Annotated in this window: 17 protein-coding genes and 1 tRNA gene; 9 read left to right on the top strand and 9 right to left on the bottom strand. The window is 32.5% G+C overall.

Going from position 1 to position 14,764, the window contains the following annotated elements; genetic code table 11:
• Positions 1 to 162 precede the first annotated feature (162 nt).
• Together AAGD19_RS07300 and AAGD19_RS07295 are read right to left on the bottom strand one after the other, a co-directional pair.
• The gene (locus AAGD19_RS07300; protein ID WP_341747765.1) at positions 163 to 1,740 is read right to left on the bottom strand and encodes an ankyrin repeat domain-containing protein; all 1,578 of its coding nucleotides are present in this window, start codon (positions 1,738 to 1,740) and stop codon (positions 163 to 165) included.
• Positions 1,679 to 2,446: an ankyrin repeat domain-containing protein gene (locus AAGD19_RS07295; protein WP_341747764.1), complete on the bottom strand. Its 768-nt coding sequence runs from the start codon at positions 2,444 to 2,446 to the stop codon at positions 1,679 to 1,681. Before AAGD19_RS07295 ends, AAGD19_RS07300 begins: the two co-directional genes overlap by 62 nt.
• 556 nt (positions 2,447 to 3,002) lie before the next feature.
• Here AAGD19_RS07295 and AAGD19_RS07290 point away from each other — a divergent pair.
• The 5 genes from AAGD19_RS07290 (at position 3,003) to AAGD19_RS07270 (ending at position 4,864) form a co-directional block, all read left to right on the top strand.
• Positions 3,003 to 3,131, top strand: a complete 129-nt coding sequence (locus AAGD19_RS07290) for a hypothetical protein (RefSeq protein WP_341747763.1) — start codon at positions 3,003 to 3,005, stop codon at positions 3,129 to 3,131.
• A gap of 198 nt (positions 3,132 to 3,329) precedes the next feature.
• A complete protein-coding gene (locus tag AAGD19_RS07285) occupies positions 3,330 to 3,605 on the top strand; it encodes an AbrB/MazE/SpoVT family DNA-binding domain-containing protein (RefSeq protein WP_341747762.1) in 276 nt (91 codons plus the stop codon).
• The gene (locus AAGD19_RS07280; protein WP_341747761.1) at positions 3,598 to 3,987 is read left to right on the top strand and encodes a type II toxin-antitoxin system VapC family toxin; all 390 of its coding nucleotides are present in this window, start codon (positions 3,598 to 3,600) and stop codon (positions 3,985 to 3,987) included. The genes AAGD19_RS07285 and AAGD19_RS07280 overlap by 8 nt, the downstream gene beginning before the upstream one ends.
• On the top strand, positions 3,987 to 4,541 hold the full coding sequence (locus AAGD19_RS07275; protein WP_341747760.1) for a recombinase family protein: 555 nt from the start codon (positions 3,987 to 3,989) through the stop codon (positions 4,539 to 4,541). The genes AAGD19_RS07280 and AAGD19_RS07275 overlap by 1 nt, the downstream gene beginning before the upstream one ends.
• A 176-nt stretch (positions 4,542 to 4,717) precedes the next feature.
• On the top strand, positions 4,718 to 4,864 hold the full coding sequence (locus AAGD19_RS07270; RefSeq protein ID WP_341747759.1) for a hypothetical protein: 147 nt from the start codon (positions 4,718 to 4,720) through the stop codon (positions 4,862 to 4,864).
• A 246-nt stretch (positions 4,865 to 5,110) separates the two neighbouring features.
• Here AAGD19_RS07270 and AAGD19_RS07265 read toward each other — a convergent pair whose 3' ends face one another.
• On the bottom strand, positions 5,111 to 5,422 hold the full coding sequence (locus AAGD19_RS07265; RefSeq protein ID WP_341747758.1) for a hypothetical protein: 312 nt from the start codon (positions 5,420 to 5,422) through the stop codon (positions 5,111 to 5,113).
• A gap of 54 nt (positions 5,423 to 5,476) precedes the next feature.
• Here AAGD19_RS07265 and AAGD19_RS07260 point away from each other — a divergent pair, with 54 nt between their 5' ends.
• From AAGD19_RS07260 to AAGD19_RS07245, 4 genes are read left to right on the top strand one after another with little or no spacing between them, the layout of a single operon-like run.
• A complete protein-coding gene (locus tag AAGD19_RS07260) occupies positions 5,477 to 5,869 on the top strand; it encodes an IS630 transposase-related protein (RefSeq protein ID WP_341747473.1) in 393 nt (130 codons plus the stop codon).
• Complete coding sequence (locus tag AAGD19_RS07255) at positions 5,779 to 6,264, top strand: IS630 family transposase (RefSeq protein ID WP_341748476.1); 486 nt, start codon at positions 5,779 to 5,781, stop codon at positions 6,262 to 6,264. Before AAGD19_RS07260 ends, AAGD19_RS07255 begins: the two co-directional genes overlap by 91 nt.
• Before the next feature lie 55 nt (positions 6,265 to 6,319).
• Entirely contained in the window at positions 6,320 to 6,961 is a 642-nt protein-coding gene (locus AAGD19_RS07250) for a transposase DNA-binding-containing protein (RefSeq protein WP_341747757.1), read from the top strand.
• Between the two features lie 21 nt (positions 6,962 to 6,982).
• Entirely contained in the window at positions 6,983 to 7,771 is a 789-nt protein-coding gene (locus tag AAGD19_RS07245; protein WP_341747756.1) for an IS4 family transposase, read from the top strand.
• Between the two features lie 395 nt (positions 7,772 to 8,166).
• Here AAGD19_RS07245 and AAGD19_RS07240 read toward each other — a convergent pair.
• The 6 genes from AAGD19_RS07240 to AAGD19_RS07565 form a co-directional block, all read right to left on the bottom strand.
• Positions 8,167 to 8,243: transfer RNA gene (locus AAGD19_RS07240), tRNA-Ile, on the bottom strand.
• Positions 8,244 to 8,979: 736 nt separating this feature from the next.
• Positions 8,980 to 10,047: a peptide chain release factor 1 gene (gene prfA, locus AAGD19_RS07235; protein WP_341747755.1), complete on the bottom strand. Its 1,068-nt coding sequence runs from the start codon at positions 10,045 to 10,047 to the stop codon at positions 8,980 to 8,982.
• 57 nt (positions 10,048 to 10,104) lie between these two features.
• Entirely contained in the window at positions 10,105 to 11,352 is a 1,248-nt protein-coding gene (locus AAGD19_RS07230; RefSeq protein ID WP_341747754.1) for a pyruvate dehydrogenase complex dihydrolipoamide acetyltransferase, read from the bottom strand.
• A gap of 8 nt (positions 11,353 to 11,360) precedes the next feature.
• Positions 11,361 to 11,894 (bottom strand): translation initiation factor IF-3, encoded by a 534-nt coding sequence (gene infC, locus AAGD19_RS07225; RefSeq protein ID WP_341748498.1) that lies wholly within the window; start codon positions 11,892 to 11,894, stop codon positions 11,361 to 11,363.
• A gap of 139 nt (positions 11,895 to 12,033) precedes the next feature.
• Complete coding sequence (gene thrS, locus AAGD19_RS07220; protein ID WP_341747753.1) at positions 12,034 to 13,947, bottom strand: threonine--tRNA ligase; 1,914 nt, start codon at positions 13,945 to 13,947, stop codon at positions 12,034 to 12,036.
• A 521-nt stretch (positions 13,948 to 14,468) separates the two neighbouring features.
• Complete coding sequence (locus AAGD19_RS07565) at positions 14,469 to 14,759, bottom strand: AAA domain-containing protein (protein ID WP_410520844.1); 291 nt, start codon at positions 14,757 to 14,759, stop codon at positions 14,469 to 14,471.
• Positions 14,760 to 14,764 lie beyond the last annotated feature (5 nt).

Raw genomic sequence — 14,764 nt, 5'->3', positions numbered from 1 at the left:
TTAGGATTTACTATTTAAAGAATCTAAGCGATTTAAAGTATCATACAAAGTAGAACATCTAATGCCAAATTTTCTACAGATAGAAGTTTGGTTTTGCCAACTTTTAAAGTTCATGTTATTACAAATGTACAGCAGTTTGTTTGGTGCTTATAACTTCAATTTTCACGAATCAAATGATATCAAGTCTGAGCATGCTCCTAAGTTACTTACATCACTTGCAGCCTCTGTATCCTTAATTATATCAGTTAATTTTAAATATCTACAAACCTTAACTAGTACATCCGTAGGCATCTTGAATCCTTCTTCAAAAACACATTTTGTCTGTACTACGTTAGTAATCTGAAAATAAGAATCACTAATACGATTATTTAGTTTTACCAATAAATTATTAATATCACTTGTATTATCAATTTCACTAGCTTTTAGTCCTTGTTTTATATAATGTATAAATAATAAATTTTCTCTCACCTCTTGATATTGTTGCAAAATATTTCTATGTGAAGTATTTAATGACAGTGTTTCATCAACTATAATAGGAATAACACATGCAGATAGTTCGTCAAGTGCTTGTCTATAATCAAAAAAATTTTGATTGTTACTACTATTAACTAAATCTAAAACAGATGTGCCATTATTGTTTTTTATATCTATATTAGCTCCTTTGTTTAGTAAAATCTTAAATACATCAATATTATTTCTCATTACTGCAATGTGTGCCGCAGTATTGCCATTTTTGTCTACTAAATCAATATTAACTCCTTTATTTAATAGATGTTGTACTAAATTTCCATAGTACACAGCTATATGTATCAGAGAAGAGGAATAATTAAATGGACCACCTTCATATTTGCATAAAGAATTAACCTCTTGGTGCTGTTTCTCCAATAAAATATCTAATAATTTAGGACAGTCATTATGTATTGCCTTAGATAATAAGAGATCAGAAAAGTCAACCGCATAAAAATATCCACCCATCTTATCTTTATGTTCTAACAAGTACTCCAGTATTTGATATTGTTCTTCTCTTATTGCAACATCTATTGGATATTCATCATGATATGCAACATTAACATTATCACCATGTTCTATTAGCATCTTTACAATATCAATATTACCCTTTGTTATCATAACATGTAATAAGGGCGTTGCGTCGCACTCGGCATTTCTTGGGTTAGCATTTTTTTCTTCTAACAAAAATTTTACAATCTCATTGTGATTATTCACTGCTGCTGTAACTAATAAATGTGTGAGGTCATCATGAGCTTTGTGATCAAACAACAACTTCACTATATTTAAATGACCATGATATATTGCTGATTCCAACGGTGTTTTTTGCCTATTATCTTTAGTATTAGGGTTAGCTTGGTGTTGTAACAGAAACTTAACCATGTTAATATTACCATCAGATGATGCTATGTGTAATTCAGTTCGTCCACTATAATTTATAGCATTAATATCAATATTAGTAATCTGGGGTAATAACAATTGTACTATTTGAGTATTATCATTTTTTACTGCTTTAAATAATTCTTCTTTAGTTACTGTTTGCAATTTTGTTAATAATAGTTCTACTATCTCAGTAGAATTATTAGATATTGCTGTATACAAGGGAGAATTGTGTAAGAACGCAATATTAACATCAGCACCACTATTTAATAATAACTCTACTATTTCATTACTATTTGAGTTTACTGCTATATGTAATGAAGTCTCCCCAGAAGTTTTTTTTAGCGTTAACATCAGCACCAATATTTAATAATAACTTTACTATTGACTTTTGGTTATTCTGTGTTGCTACATGTAATAGAGTGTTACCTGAAGAATTTCTAGCATTAACATCAATGTAGTACCCTAATAATAATTCTACTATTTCTACATTACCTTGCTTTATTGTTGTATCTAATATACTCCTTACAATATTATGATCAATATTACGTCCTAAACATACATTTAGTGCATGAGTATCATTCTTTTGTATAAGTTTATACAATATCATAGAATCTATAAAGTCATGATTTAAAGATGGTTCTTGCACAGAAGATGCTCTAGAGCTTGTACTTACCAGCTCTGACAGTGATGTATCTACAATAGGAATACTAGAAGGTACACTTTTTTGGGTAACAAATTTCTTTGGTACAACAGATCCTCTAGAAGGGGTGCTTATCTGTCTTGAAAATGTTGATAGTATATGCTCTACAGATAATCTATCTACAAATGATTGTTTGAAATCAGAAAATATGTGACTCTCTTGATTTTGGTTGTCAGTTAGATTCTTAAGTAAAGCTAGTTGACATTTTGACAAATCTAAATTTTCTAGATTTTGTTCGTTGTTACTAACAATTTCTATACATTGTGTTTTATCTTCTGCCTGAATTGCATTTAACAACTGTTCTCTTAGAGATGGTTTTTTTTCTCCACTAATAAGACGCTTCAATTTTTTATACATATCTTTCTATATCCTCATTCCTTAGAGACCATTCAAAATCAGGGGCAAAACTAAATTTGAATTAGAAAACTACGCCAAATCATTGGAGTTATATCTTTAAGATGTACTTTAAATTGGTAAATCTTAGTATTGTCAGACATATAAAAGCAATTTATCAGTTACATCAAATAGGATAAAATATGTTTCAGGTGTTATAGATTCATTTTATAATATATTTTTATAAAAAGCTAGGCATATTTTTTAGCAAAATTTAGCTAGTTATTGTGCATCACTAACTTTAACTGGTTGTGGAATTATGGATAACTTCTAACGAAGTTTCCCACAATTCCACAACCACAACCATCTAAATTTAAAAAAATATTTTTTAAAAATTTAAAAAAAAAGATTCACAATAAAACGGACAATTACCTTGTTACAAAACCGGGACATTTTAGAATGTTATTGACAGAATTTTGAATGCTTATGTAAAGATACTACAGTAAAACCTAATAATTATAGTAAATTCTACCTGTACTACAGTAGAGTGTAAAATAATTTACAAAAAGCTTTAATTATTTTGTCAAATGGAACTGGTATACCAATTGATGATTTAAGAGGAAGAGATACTGATTCTAGATATAAAAAATGGAAAGAAGAATATGAAGCAATGCTAGAAGTAGAAAATTCACAAAGAAGTTGTTTATAAAAGTCTATATATTTCTAGACATAATTTATGGACGTATTTTAGAGACAGATTTTGAGGTGTAATTTTACAAAGTTGAACCTAGTCCAAGAAGTGTTCGGTTTTTAGACGGGGTAAATCTATAAATTTATTGCGTAATTTATCTAAATGACATATAGTAATAAATGATAAAGTGACCTAAACAAGTATTTGGTATAGAATATGGAGAAATTAATAACAAATATGGATCAACATGGCAGAGTATTGATTCCATCAGAAATAAGAGAAAGGCTTAATATACAACCGGGTGATAAAGTTAATCTAGAAGTTTATGAAAATGAGGTAAAGATAATTAATGCTAACCAAATAATAGATGAGATGCATGCAATCTTTACAAAAAACCAAAATAATAGAAAAGATTCAGTGCTAGATGATTTTATAAACAGAAAGCATGAAGAATACCAAATAGAAGAAAATAGAAGTGTAAAAAATGGCTAAAAAAATAGTGTTTGATTCTTCTGCTCTTATAATGCTATTTGCAAAAGAACTTGGATATGAATCCATAAGGCAGCATATGAAATATGCAATAATCTCAAGTGTAAATATTGCGGAAGTATACAAGTACTGTATTGAAGTACAAAATTTAACAGAAGACGACTGTAGAAACCTGATAAAGCTTTCCGGTATCAAAATTATAGATTTTTGCGAAGAACAAGCATTAATAACAGCAAAAATAATCAAAAAGACAAAACAGTATGGTCTATCCTTAGGAGATAGGGGGTGTATTGCTTTAGCAATGTTTAAAAATTACCCTATACTTACTTGTGATAAGATATGGCAAAAAGTTGACCTTGATATTGAATTCATAATGGCAAGGTAATGACTGATATTTTGGGATATGCACGTGTATCAACGCAACAACAAGACTTAGATTCTCAGAGACACCGTCTTAAAAAAGCGGGAGCTATTAAAATATTTGAAGATGTTATCAGTGGTAGAATATTTGAACGTCCGGGATTGGAGGAATTAATTGCTTATGCTAGACCCAATGATTTACTTTGTATAGTACGACTCGATCGTTTGGGATGCAGTTTAAAAGAATTGCTTGAAACAGTAGAGTATCTTAAGAAAAATAAGATTGGTTTGATGTCTCTTGAAGAAAAGATTGATACCTCTTCTGCTGCTGGAGAACTTGTATTCCATGTATTCGGTGCTATTGCCCATTTTGAAAGACGACTAATTTCAGAACGCACTAAGGAAGGAATCAATGCTGCACGTTTAAAAGGTAAAACTCCCGGGCGTCCTAACTTAGATAAAGAAAAACTTGATGCAGCATTAAGATTAATTAAAACCGGAATATCCCCTACTAACGCTGCAAAACAATTACAAATGGGGCGGTCTACAATATATCGTGAATTAAAATATACTCAATAGGGCTATCGGTTATGGTTGGATAGATTTTGTGGAAACTCGTTCTCTTTTCATTTTTGTAGTTGTCACTTTATCGTTTTGATGCTATTATATTTCCTATAAAGTTCTAACTTTTACTATTTTTTGACAACAAAAGTTCCGCCTCCAATCATTATGAGAACTAAATACTAGGACGCACAGTGATAGATACAAATCAAATTATAAAAAACAATACTATACTAGAAAGCAAGTTGTCAAAGAAACTCCTTGATAATATTATAGCTCATATTGAATCAGCTAAATCTCATGTGGCAAGTTATACCAATTCGGCATTGGTACTCCTTTAAACGATAAAGTGACAACTACAAAAATGAAAAGGGAACGAGTTTCCACAAAATCTATATAACCGTCACCGATAGCCTACTCACAGCCTTCTTGCCGCCTAAAATTTGAGGATAGAGGCTTTTTAAAGATTTATTTAGTTAACTATGACGATGCCAATTGTAGGTTGTATAAAAACTTACTTTTTCATATTTGTTTCTTCATGTATACTATTGATAAAATCATCTGTATATAAATTAGATGCATTCCAATCAGGATACGAAACAGCATGAATTCCATAATATGAATGACGATGATGCAACATCACATAATGGCATCATATTATCCTGATGATGATCTATCCAAGCTAAAATAGCTTCACTATCCATAAATGCCTTATACAGTTGAGATTCTGGATGTAAGCGAGCAAGATGAGGTCTAAAAAAATTATTAAATTTATTTACATCTATTGCATTAGCCAAAGCCCATTCAATATGAAAATGATGCAATTCCATTTGTCTAGCTTGAAAGGGATTTAGTTTTGAATCTTGTTTTGTATCAAGATTAGATATAGCAGTTAACATATAGTTAGATATTAGTTATAATAATAGATAATAAAAAAATTATATAATAGAAATATGCCGTTACCATACAGTTATGATTTACGTTCTAGAGTTATAGAACATTATGAAAAACATAAAAAAATAGCATTTACATGCGAGACCTTTAAAATTAGTCGGTCAATGCTCTATGTATGGATTAGATTAAAGAAACAAACTGGAGATATAAAGGCAAAAGAAGGATACCAGAAAGGGTATGGTCATAAAATCCCTGATTTATTAGCGTTTGGTAATTTAATAAAAGAAGATAACTCTTTAACGCTTACAGAGATAGCAAAAAAACTAGATAATACTGTAAGTATAATGACTATCAGTCGTGCATTAAAGAAACTCAATATTACTCGAAAAAAAAGACATATGCGTATAAAGAAAGAGATGAAGGAAAGCGACAAGATTTTCTCAGTGAATTAGAAAAAGTGCCGATAGAGAAACGAGTTTATCTTGATGAAGCTGGCATGAATGATAATGAATCATATGAATATGGATGGTCAATGAAAGGAAGTCGTTGTAATGGAAGTAAATCTGGGAGACGTAGTGAAAGAACAAGTTTTATTGGTGCGTTAAATCGGAATAGTTTAATCGCATCACTAGTCTTTACAGGGAGCTGTGATAGTAAGGTGTTTGAAACTTATATAGAAAATTGTCTTGTGCCGGAGCTAAAGCCTGGACAGGTTGTCATTGCTGATAATGCAAGCTTTCACAAATCCAAAAGGGCTAAAGAATTAATCGAAAAAGCTGGCAGTAAACTAAAATTCTTACCGTCTTATTCCCCTGATTTAAATCCTTACTTTTACCCACAAATATAAAATTAAGTATAAAATAATATTGAATTATATACTTAAAATATAAGAAGGGGAAAGAATGAGGCATATACAAGCATTATCTAATGCTTACAACTTAGGTGATAAGTGGTTAGAAAGGGAATTTAGGCATGTTAACTTTGGAGATCAAAGACTTATAAAAAGGCTTATTAAAACTAGCTCACTTATAGAAAGCAAAGCTTCTGGTTCAATAAATCAAAGTTGCAGAAGTTGGAAAGAGGCTAAAGGAGCGTATAGATTATTTAGCAATAAAAAATTTGATCCAGCGGGAATTTATCATTCACATTATAAAGAAACACAAGAAAGGATTAAAGGTAATGAGTTTGTATTTTCAGTTCAGGATACAACATACCTAGATTTTGATTCTCATATTAAAACTAAAGGACTCGGTAGCGTCTCAAAGTCTTATACAAAACATAAAATGGGGCTGATTGTGCATAGTGCCTTGATGTTTACAGTGGAAGGATTACCTTTAGGATTATCTTCTCAACAATGTTGGGCTCGTGCTATACGTGAAGAAACTGCACAAGAGAAATCAAGAAGAAAATATATCTCTTCTAGTGAAGATAAAGAAAGTTATAAGTGGATAGCAGCACTTAAGGACACTATGCATATTATACCTAAAGACACTAAAGTTATAACTATTGGTGACAGAGAAGCAGATATCTTTGAACTATTATAGTCGTGTCAAGAAAAGGGTAGTTTGTTTATTGTTCGTAATAGACAAAATAGAAAATTTATTTCTACAGAGGGAAGAAAAACAAATTTGCAAACCCATATAAATCAGATATCAGCAAAGAAAGAAATAGTAATTCAGGTTCCAAAAAAGAACAATGAAGCAGCAAGAATGGCAAATATTGAAATAAAATATATGTCTGGTTTAATACCAATTAGAACCCTTTCATTATATGGTTCAAAAAATACTGAACACAAAATCAGTGATAAAGTAGTGCTCTATGTTGTAAGAGCTAAAGAAAAATTCCCCCCTAAAGGAGTGGAAGCAATTGATTGTCTCTTGCTAACTAATGTTCCTGTCAGTAATTTTGAAGATGCGATTGAAAGGATAAATTGGTATAAGTTAAGATGGAGAATTGAAGAATATTTTAGAGTTCTAAAATCTGGATGTAAAATAGAAAATTCTCGTTTAGCTACAAAAGAAAGACTAGAAAAATTAATTGCCATAAAAAGCATCATTGCATTTAAAATTTTATATTTATCAAAAGTAGCAATATCTCATCCGCAAGAAGTGTGTACTAAGATTTTAACTTCACAAGAATGGCAAGCTCTTTATATTCGAGAGCATAAAACTATTTTTATACCTGAAGAACCTCCAACTATGAAACAAGCTATTATTTGGCTTGGTAAATTAGGAGGATTTATGAATAGAAAAAATGATAAATTACCAGGAACTATGACATTATGGAGGGGCTACGAAAATCTTACAGAAAGTATCGAAATATTATCTATATTTCTTTCCCAAAATTGTGGGTAAAAGTAAGAGTTAAATCTTATTGAACATCATTGGTTTCCGATAAAAAATAACATTAGAAAATTATTAGATAAAGGAATTTCTGTATTTGAGGCAAGTTGTAGAACATTTAAAATAATGTATGAACCTATATGTTAAGTGCTATAATACAAAAACGTAAAGATATTATTAGAGAAATAGAGAATCATACAAATGCTGATGATAAATTTTCAGAACTCTTGATTAACCTAGTAGAACTGGCTTCTGGAGCGTTCGTAGCCTTCAAAGGTGCTACTATTGAGAGAAAACGTAAATTGATAAATTTAGTGTTTGGTAACCTAGAATTAAAAGACGGAAAGCTAGACTTTATGCTACGTTCACCATTTGATACATTCGTGAAATGCACTAAAATCGAAGAATGGTGGGCCCGGCAGGACTTGAACCTGCGACAACACCGTTATGAGCGGTGGGTTCTAACCAACTGAACTACAGACCCTTTTATAATGGTCGTTAAGGTTTATATAATTATTAGCTTTCTAAGTCTAGTAAAAATTTTATAACACTTGAAAAAGTTTTAATTAATTTAGGACTTTTTGACCCAATTTTTCTGATTATTTATTTTGTTTGCATAGCTATAACAATATATTGCTTTAAAAAACATGATCCCCAGCACCCAACTTGATATTATTAATTCCATTATTTTATATTTTGGGGCTAGTTCTAGATTTACAGCTCTCATATATCCAAAAAAATATTTTATTGAAAAAATGATAAGTATCAATATAAGAGGTTGCCATGAACCTGGAATAATTATTAACCTGTATAAGAGGTTTGTCACAAAATCGCCAATTAATAATAATTGAGATAATTAGCAATATACAAAATAATGTTAAGTCTTGTACATTATTAGAAAATCCTTTTATATAAAGTAACAAGAAAATAACAGGAGCAATAAATAATCTTGATGGCAATATAACTGTTTGCTTAGTTGCTCTAATCCCTCTAAAAATTAAGTAACCAAATAATAAGTATACCCAAAATGGTGTAGCCTTTAAAAAAATATAAGATTTGCATGTTTGTCCCTTATAAATTCAAATGGTTAACATATAGCTAACCCGATTAGTATTACTCCGTCATTACGAGACCACGTGAGTGTAGTGGCAATCCATTATTTATTAGATTGGATTGCTTAGTTGGCTTACGCCTCCTAGCAATGATGAGTAAGCTATAATTTAAACTTCTGAAAGTTTTCTTGCTTCATCAGCCGATATCAAAGCTTCAATAAAGTCATCTAATTGCCCGTTTTTTACGATATCCTCTATTTTATAGAGGGTTAGATTAATTCTATGGTCAGAAACTCGACCTTGTGGAAAGTTATAGGTGCGAATTCTTTCTGATCTATCACCAGAACCAACTTGCCCTTTGCGTACCTCGGCTCTTTCCATATCCTTTTTATATCGCTCTGCTTCATAGATTCTAGAACGAAGAATTTTCATAGCCTTAGCTTTATTTTTATGCTGTGATTTTTCATCTTGTAATGCAACGACAATACCAGTTGGTAAATGGGTAATCCTTACCGCTGATTCTGTGGTATTTACGTGTTGTCCGCCGGCTCCCGATGCACGATATGTATCAATTCGTAAATCTTTGTCATCGATCTTAACATCTACATCTTCTGCTTCAGCCAAGACAGCAACAGTAGCTGCAGAAGTATGTATCCTACCACTTGACTCAGTCTCAGGGACTCTTTGCACCCGGTGGACGCCTGATTCGAACTTAAGTTTAGAGAACACATCTCGTCCTTTAATTAGTGCTGATGCTTCTTTATATCCGCCAATACCAGTATCAGAGATTGATAATATTTCAAAACGCCAGTTCTTTAATTCTGCGTATCGGTGATACATATTAAATAAATCTGCAGCAAATAACGCCGCTTCTTCTCCTCCGCTACCAGCTCTTACCTCAATAATAGCATTTTTTGTATCAGCTTCATCTTTTGGCAACAAAGAGAGTTTTACTGCCCTTTCTAATTTAGGCATCAGTATCTCTAAACGATGCACCTCATCATATATCATCGTCTGTGTATCATTGTCCAAATTTGCTTCTTGAGCCATCTCTTTGATGTCATGCAATTCAGATACAGATTTATTATATTCATTAATTGTTTGAACAATAGGCTCTAGCTCGGCATATTCCTTCGATGCTTTTATAAACTCATCTCCGACTATACCAGTGGCCAACTTTTTCGATAATTCTTCATGTTTATTCAAGATTTTTGCTAGATTATCGGAAAAACTCATAATTTATTCTATGATTTAAGTTTTAAGTTATGGTGAGGGTAGGGTGTCAATCAAACGTTATATGAGCATTAACGCAGGACTCTCGATAAATTTTTTAAATGAAGCTAAAAATTTAGCTCCAACAGCACCATCAACAACTCTGTGATCAGAAGAAAGAGTAACATCCATGATAGTAGCGACTTTTATCTGATTATTTTCAACTATTGCACGTTTTAAGCTTGCTCCTATTGCTAAGATACAGCTTTGTGGCGGATTTATTATAGCACTGAAGTTCTTAACACCGTACATACCTAAGTTAGAGACGGAAAAACTTCCACCCTGAAATTCTTCAGGAGTTAGTTTATTATCTCGAGCCTTTTTTATAAGAGTTTGTAATTCTTGCGATAATGTAATTATATCTTTTTGATCGGCATTTCTGACTATAGGCGTTATAAGACCATTATCAATTGCCACAGCAACCGATACATCAACATTATTATAATACCGAATAGCAGACTCATCCCAGCTAACATTTGCTTCCGGTACAGCTTTTAAAGCTTTTGCCACTGCTAAAATAACAAAATCATTAACTGTAATTTTAATTTTACTCTCTTCTACAAGTGATTTATTTATATCTTCTCTAATATCCAATAACTTATCCATGTTACATTCTATTGAGAGATAGAAATGCGGTATGGTTTGTTTAGATTCAAGCAAACGTTTAGCAATAATTTTACGAATATTATTATTGGGGACGCACTTGTACTCTTCTTTATTTCTGTTCACCGCCCTAATCTTACCACTATTTGTGGGTAGCACTAAGTATGATAACACATCTTTTTTTATTATTCTTCCATGAGGTCCACTACCTTGAATATTTGACAGATCGATATTATCAATAGCAGCTAGTCTTTTAGCCAAAGGCGAAGCATATATCCTGCCTAAAGCTTTCACATTCATTGTTTGCGGTTGCTGATCGTACTTAACCGGCTTAGTTTCTTCTATAGATATTACTGGTTCTGTAGATGGTTTAGCAGAATTATCACTACTTGCTATAAAACTATCCAATAAGTTTGCATCTTCACCATCTTCAAGTAATACAGCGATAAGCGAACCCACCGGCACATTGTCTGTACCTTGCGGCACAATTATTTTAGCAAAAATTCCCTCTTCTACAGCTTCCACTTCCATAGTAGCTTTATCTGTTTCTATTTCTGCTATAACATCTCCTGGAACAACTTTATCCCCTTCTTTTTTAAGCCATTTTGCAATATTTCCTTCAGTCATAGTTGGAGATAAAGCAGGCATTAGAATTTTAATTGGCATAAATAGTTCTAATTAGTTGGTATTTTGCTTGGATCAGGGCTGACTAACATAATTATCTGTTTACCTTCCATTTTAGGAGCGGAATCAATCTTAGCTAAGCCCTCTAGTTCTAACGATATGCGGTCAAATAACTTCATACCAATATCGTTATGGATAATCTCTCTGCCTTTAAACCATAGATAAATTTTTACTTTGTCACCTTCCTTCAAAAAATCTTTGATCTTGCGAAGTTTCACATTAAAATCACCTTGACTAATGTTTGGCTTAAACTTCATTTCTTTAAGGACGACAACCCTTTGTTTTTTCCTACTGTCTTGGACACGCTTTTTACTCTCATATTTAAATTTACCAAAATCCAAAATCTTACAAACAGGTGGTTCGGCATTTGGTGAAATTTCTACCAAATCTAAACCAGCTTTTTCAGCTTGTTCTAGAGCATTCTTGATGCTAACGATGCCAAGCATCTCACCATTCTCATCGACTAAACGAACTTGACTAGCCCTAATTTCCCTATTAGCCTTCGGAAAATTACTATTCTTAATTCCAGAAATGATATTTTCTCCATAAAAATTGTTATTAGTTATTGTTGTGTTTTTGTGTACTTTTTACACGTACGACACAGTTGCTTCCATTATACCCCCGGGATAAGAATTGACAAATTCTTATCCCAAATTCGCGTATTTATGTTAAATAGCGAATATTCTGATTTTTTACAAGCTTTACTAGATTTTGTAGAGAAATAATTTCCTGCTGATCTGATCCTAGTTGTCTTATAGTCACAGTATTATTTAGCATTTCTTGTTTACCAACAACGGCTATTATAGGTACTTTATTATTAGAAAAATAGCGTATTTTATAATTAATCTTTTCAGGCGAAATATCGACATCTGACCGTATTCCTTCACTAATCAACAATTTGTGTACTTCCAATGCATAGTCATTTAAGTCACTTGTAATGGTGGCAATAGCTACTTGTACAGGGGCTAACCATAAAGGAAAGCGTCCAGCATATTCTTCAATTAATATGCCTATAAACCGTTCAAAAGAACCAAGTGCAGCTCTATGCAACATTACGGGTCTTTTTTTCTCACCGTTCGCTGCAATATAGTAAGCATCAAGACGTTCTGGTAAGACAAAATCAACTTGCAGAGTGCCGCATTGCCATTCTCTACCTATTGAATCTTTAAGACAAAAATCTAGTTTTGGTCCATAAAACGCACCATCACCGGGATTTAATATATAAGAATAACCAGCTTCTTTTACGGCATTTTTTAGAGCATTTTCTGCTTTATCCCAAACTTCATCGCTGCCAGCCCGTACTTTAGGACGATCTGAGAATTTAATTTTAATATCAGAAAAACCAAAATCTTTATAAATCTCGGTTAAGAGACCACAAAATTTCACTGTCTCACTGTTAATTTGGTCTTCAGTGCAGAAAATATGGGCATCATCTTGCTGGAAGGCTCTTACTCTCATCAAACCATGCAATGCACCAGATGCTTCATGTCTATGACACAAGCCAAATTCAGACATACGTAGTGGTAAGTCTCGATAACTTTTGATACCCTGCTTAAAAATCTGCACATGACATGGGCAATTCATTGGTTTCATGGCTAGCGTTTTATCATCAGCAAGATTTAGAGCAAACATGTCCTCCCTAAATTTTTCCCAGTGACCAGAAGCTTCCCACAGACTTTTATCAACAAGCACAGGAGTTTTCACCTCGATATATCCAGTTTTTCTGATTTTATTTCTGATATATTGCTCGATAATGCGATATATACTCCAGCCCTTATCATGCCAAAATACCATACCTTGAGCTTCTTCCTGAAAGTGAAATAATCCCAGCTCTCGACCTAGTTTTCTGTGATCACGCTTTTCTGCCTCTTCAAGCATGTAAAGATAACTGTCTAACTGCTCTTTTGTTGCCCAAGCGGTACCATAGATTCTTTGTAGCATAGGATTCTTGCTATCGCCTCGCCAATATGCACCTGCCACTTTCATTAGTTTAAAATGTTTAATGAAGCCAGTTGACGGGCTATGTGGACCACGGCAAAGATCAACAAAGTTACCTTGGCGGTATAAGGTAATCTCCTCACTTGCTGGAATCTCTGAAATTATCTCGGCTTTATAATGCTCGCCTATTGACTTAAAGAATTCTATGGCTTGATCGCGATTCCATACTTCTCTAATGATTTTCTCATTTCTTTTAACAATCTCATGCATTTTTGCTTCTATCATCACTAAATCTTCCGGGGTAAACGGTTTATCTTTAGCGAAATCATAAAAAAAGCCATTTTCGATAGCTGGACCTATGGTCACTTGGACATTTGGAAATAATTCTTTAACTGCTTCTGCCGTTATATGAGCAGCATCATGGCGTAATATTTCCAAACACTCTGAATCTTTGCTGGTAAGAATTCTCAAATTACAATCAGATTCTATAGGTAAACTTAAGTCCTTTAGCTCGTTATTTACTTCAACAACCAAAGCATTCTTTGCTAGAGAAGTAGAAATTTGACTAGCTATCTCCAATCCCGTAATATTTTTTTCAAATTGTTTTTGCGTTCTATCTGGAAAAGTAATAGTAATCATTTTATTTTATCTAATATTGTATCTAATTTTTAGTACCTTGCATATTAGCTTGTTAATAGTTTATATTCAACTTAATTTTTAGGTTGTGAAGGTTTCTATATTAATGATCGATTTCGTCTTGCCTATTTTTTTGTTTAAAGAATTGATAGTTTTTTTGTGGTCGTATTTCGGCAACTTTGGTGTAAGAGCAATAGAAAACCAACAGAAAAGTAACAGAAAAGTTTTTGTGCAGAGTCACAGAATGTTCTAAATCCCTGATAAGTATCTGATAAGAGTGGTGAAATTTGAATCCGCGATACTCTTCCTGCGAAAGCAGGGGTGATATCACCCCTAATGGTGGTGATTACTTGAGCCTACTATTAATTTATTACATAGATACTTGAGGTTATTATAAATTAATACAGAACCGTTTCAAGCGGATTTTGCACAAAGTTATACAACATTTAAATCTAAAAATCTAAAGTCAAACGTTAAAAACAACTATCAATTAGCAACAAGTTGAAGCTGATGGGCTGAACACATCAATGTATTCTGCAGTCAAGTTCTCTGAATACTCCTGTTTCTTTCCATAAGCTCTTATTTCCTATAACATAGATAACTTCTTTAGCACGTGTAACTGCTACATTTAAGATATTAGGAGATTTACCTGCCCATATCCGAGTTTTATTTTGGTTTGGTGCTTGAGCCCCTAATACTAGAATTACTGCTTCAGCTTCTCGTCCTTGTACAGTGTGTATTGTTCCAATTCGTTCATTAAGCCAAAGATTCGTATCCGTAGTTATCCAAGAATCTAAAACATGATGATCTTTTATAATTT

Source organism: Candidatus Tisiphia endosymbiont of Dascillus cervinus (genome assembly GCF_964026405.1).
Classification (GTDB): Bacteria; Pseudomonadota; Alphaproteobacteria; order Rickettsiales; family Rickettsiaceae; genus Tisiphia.
Note: the sequence above shows the minus strand (reverse complement) of the source record. Positions and strands in the feature narration are given on the sequence as shown.

Excerpts from the sequence above, each read along its gene's own strand:
- AAGD19_RS07300 (WP_341747765.1), bottom strand. The coding sequence starts at position 1,740 with ATGTTAACGCTAAAAAAAACTTCTGGGGAGACTTCATTACATATAGCA.
- AAGD19_RS07295 (WP_341747764.1), bottom strand. The coding sequence starts at position 2,446 with ATGTATAAAAAATTGAAGCGTCTTATTAGTGGAGAAAAAAAACCATCT.
- AAGD19_RS07285 (WP_341747762.1), top strand. The coding sequence starts at position 3,330 with ATGGAGAAATTAATAACAAATATGGATCAACATGGCAGAGTATTGATT.
- AAGD19_RS07280 (WP_341747761.1), top strand. The coding sequence starts at position 3,598 with ATGGCTAAAAAAATAGTGTTTGATTCTTCTGCTCTTATAATGCTATTT.
- AAGD19_RS07275 (WP_341747760.1), top strand. The coding sequence starts at position 3,987 with ATGACTGATATTTTGGGATATGCACGTGTATCAACGCAACAACAAGAC.
- AAGD19_RS07265 (WP_341747758.1), bottom strand. The coding sequence starts at position 5,422 with ATGTTAACTGCTATATCTAATCTTGATACAAAACAAGATTCAAAACTA.
- AAGD19_RS07260 (WP_341747473.1), top strand. The coding sequence starts at position 5,477 with ATGCCGTTACCATACAGTTATGATTTACGTTCTAGAGTTATAGAACAT.
- AAGD19_RS07250 (WP_341747757.1), top strand. The coding sequence starts at position 6,320 with ATGAGGCATATACAAGCATTATCTAATGCTTACAACTTAGGTGATAAG.
- prfA (WP_341747755.1), bottom strand. The coding sequence starts at position 10,047 with ATGAGTTTTTCCGATAATCTAGCAAAAATCTTGAATAAACATGAAGAA.
- AAGD19_RS07230 (WP_341747754.1), bottom strand. The coding sequence starts at position 11,352 with ATGCCAATTAAAATTCTAATGCCTGCTTTATCTCCAACTATGACTGAA.
- thrS (WP_341747753.1), bottom strand. The coding sequence starts at position 13,947 with ATGATTACTATTACTTTTCCAGATAGAACGCAAAAACAATTTGAAAAA.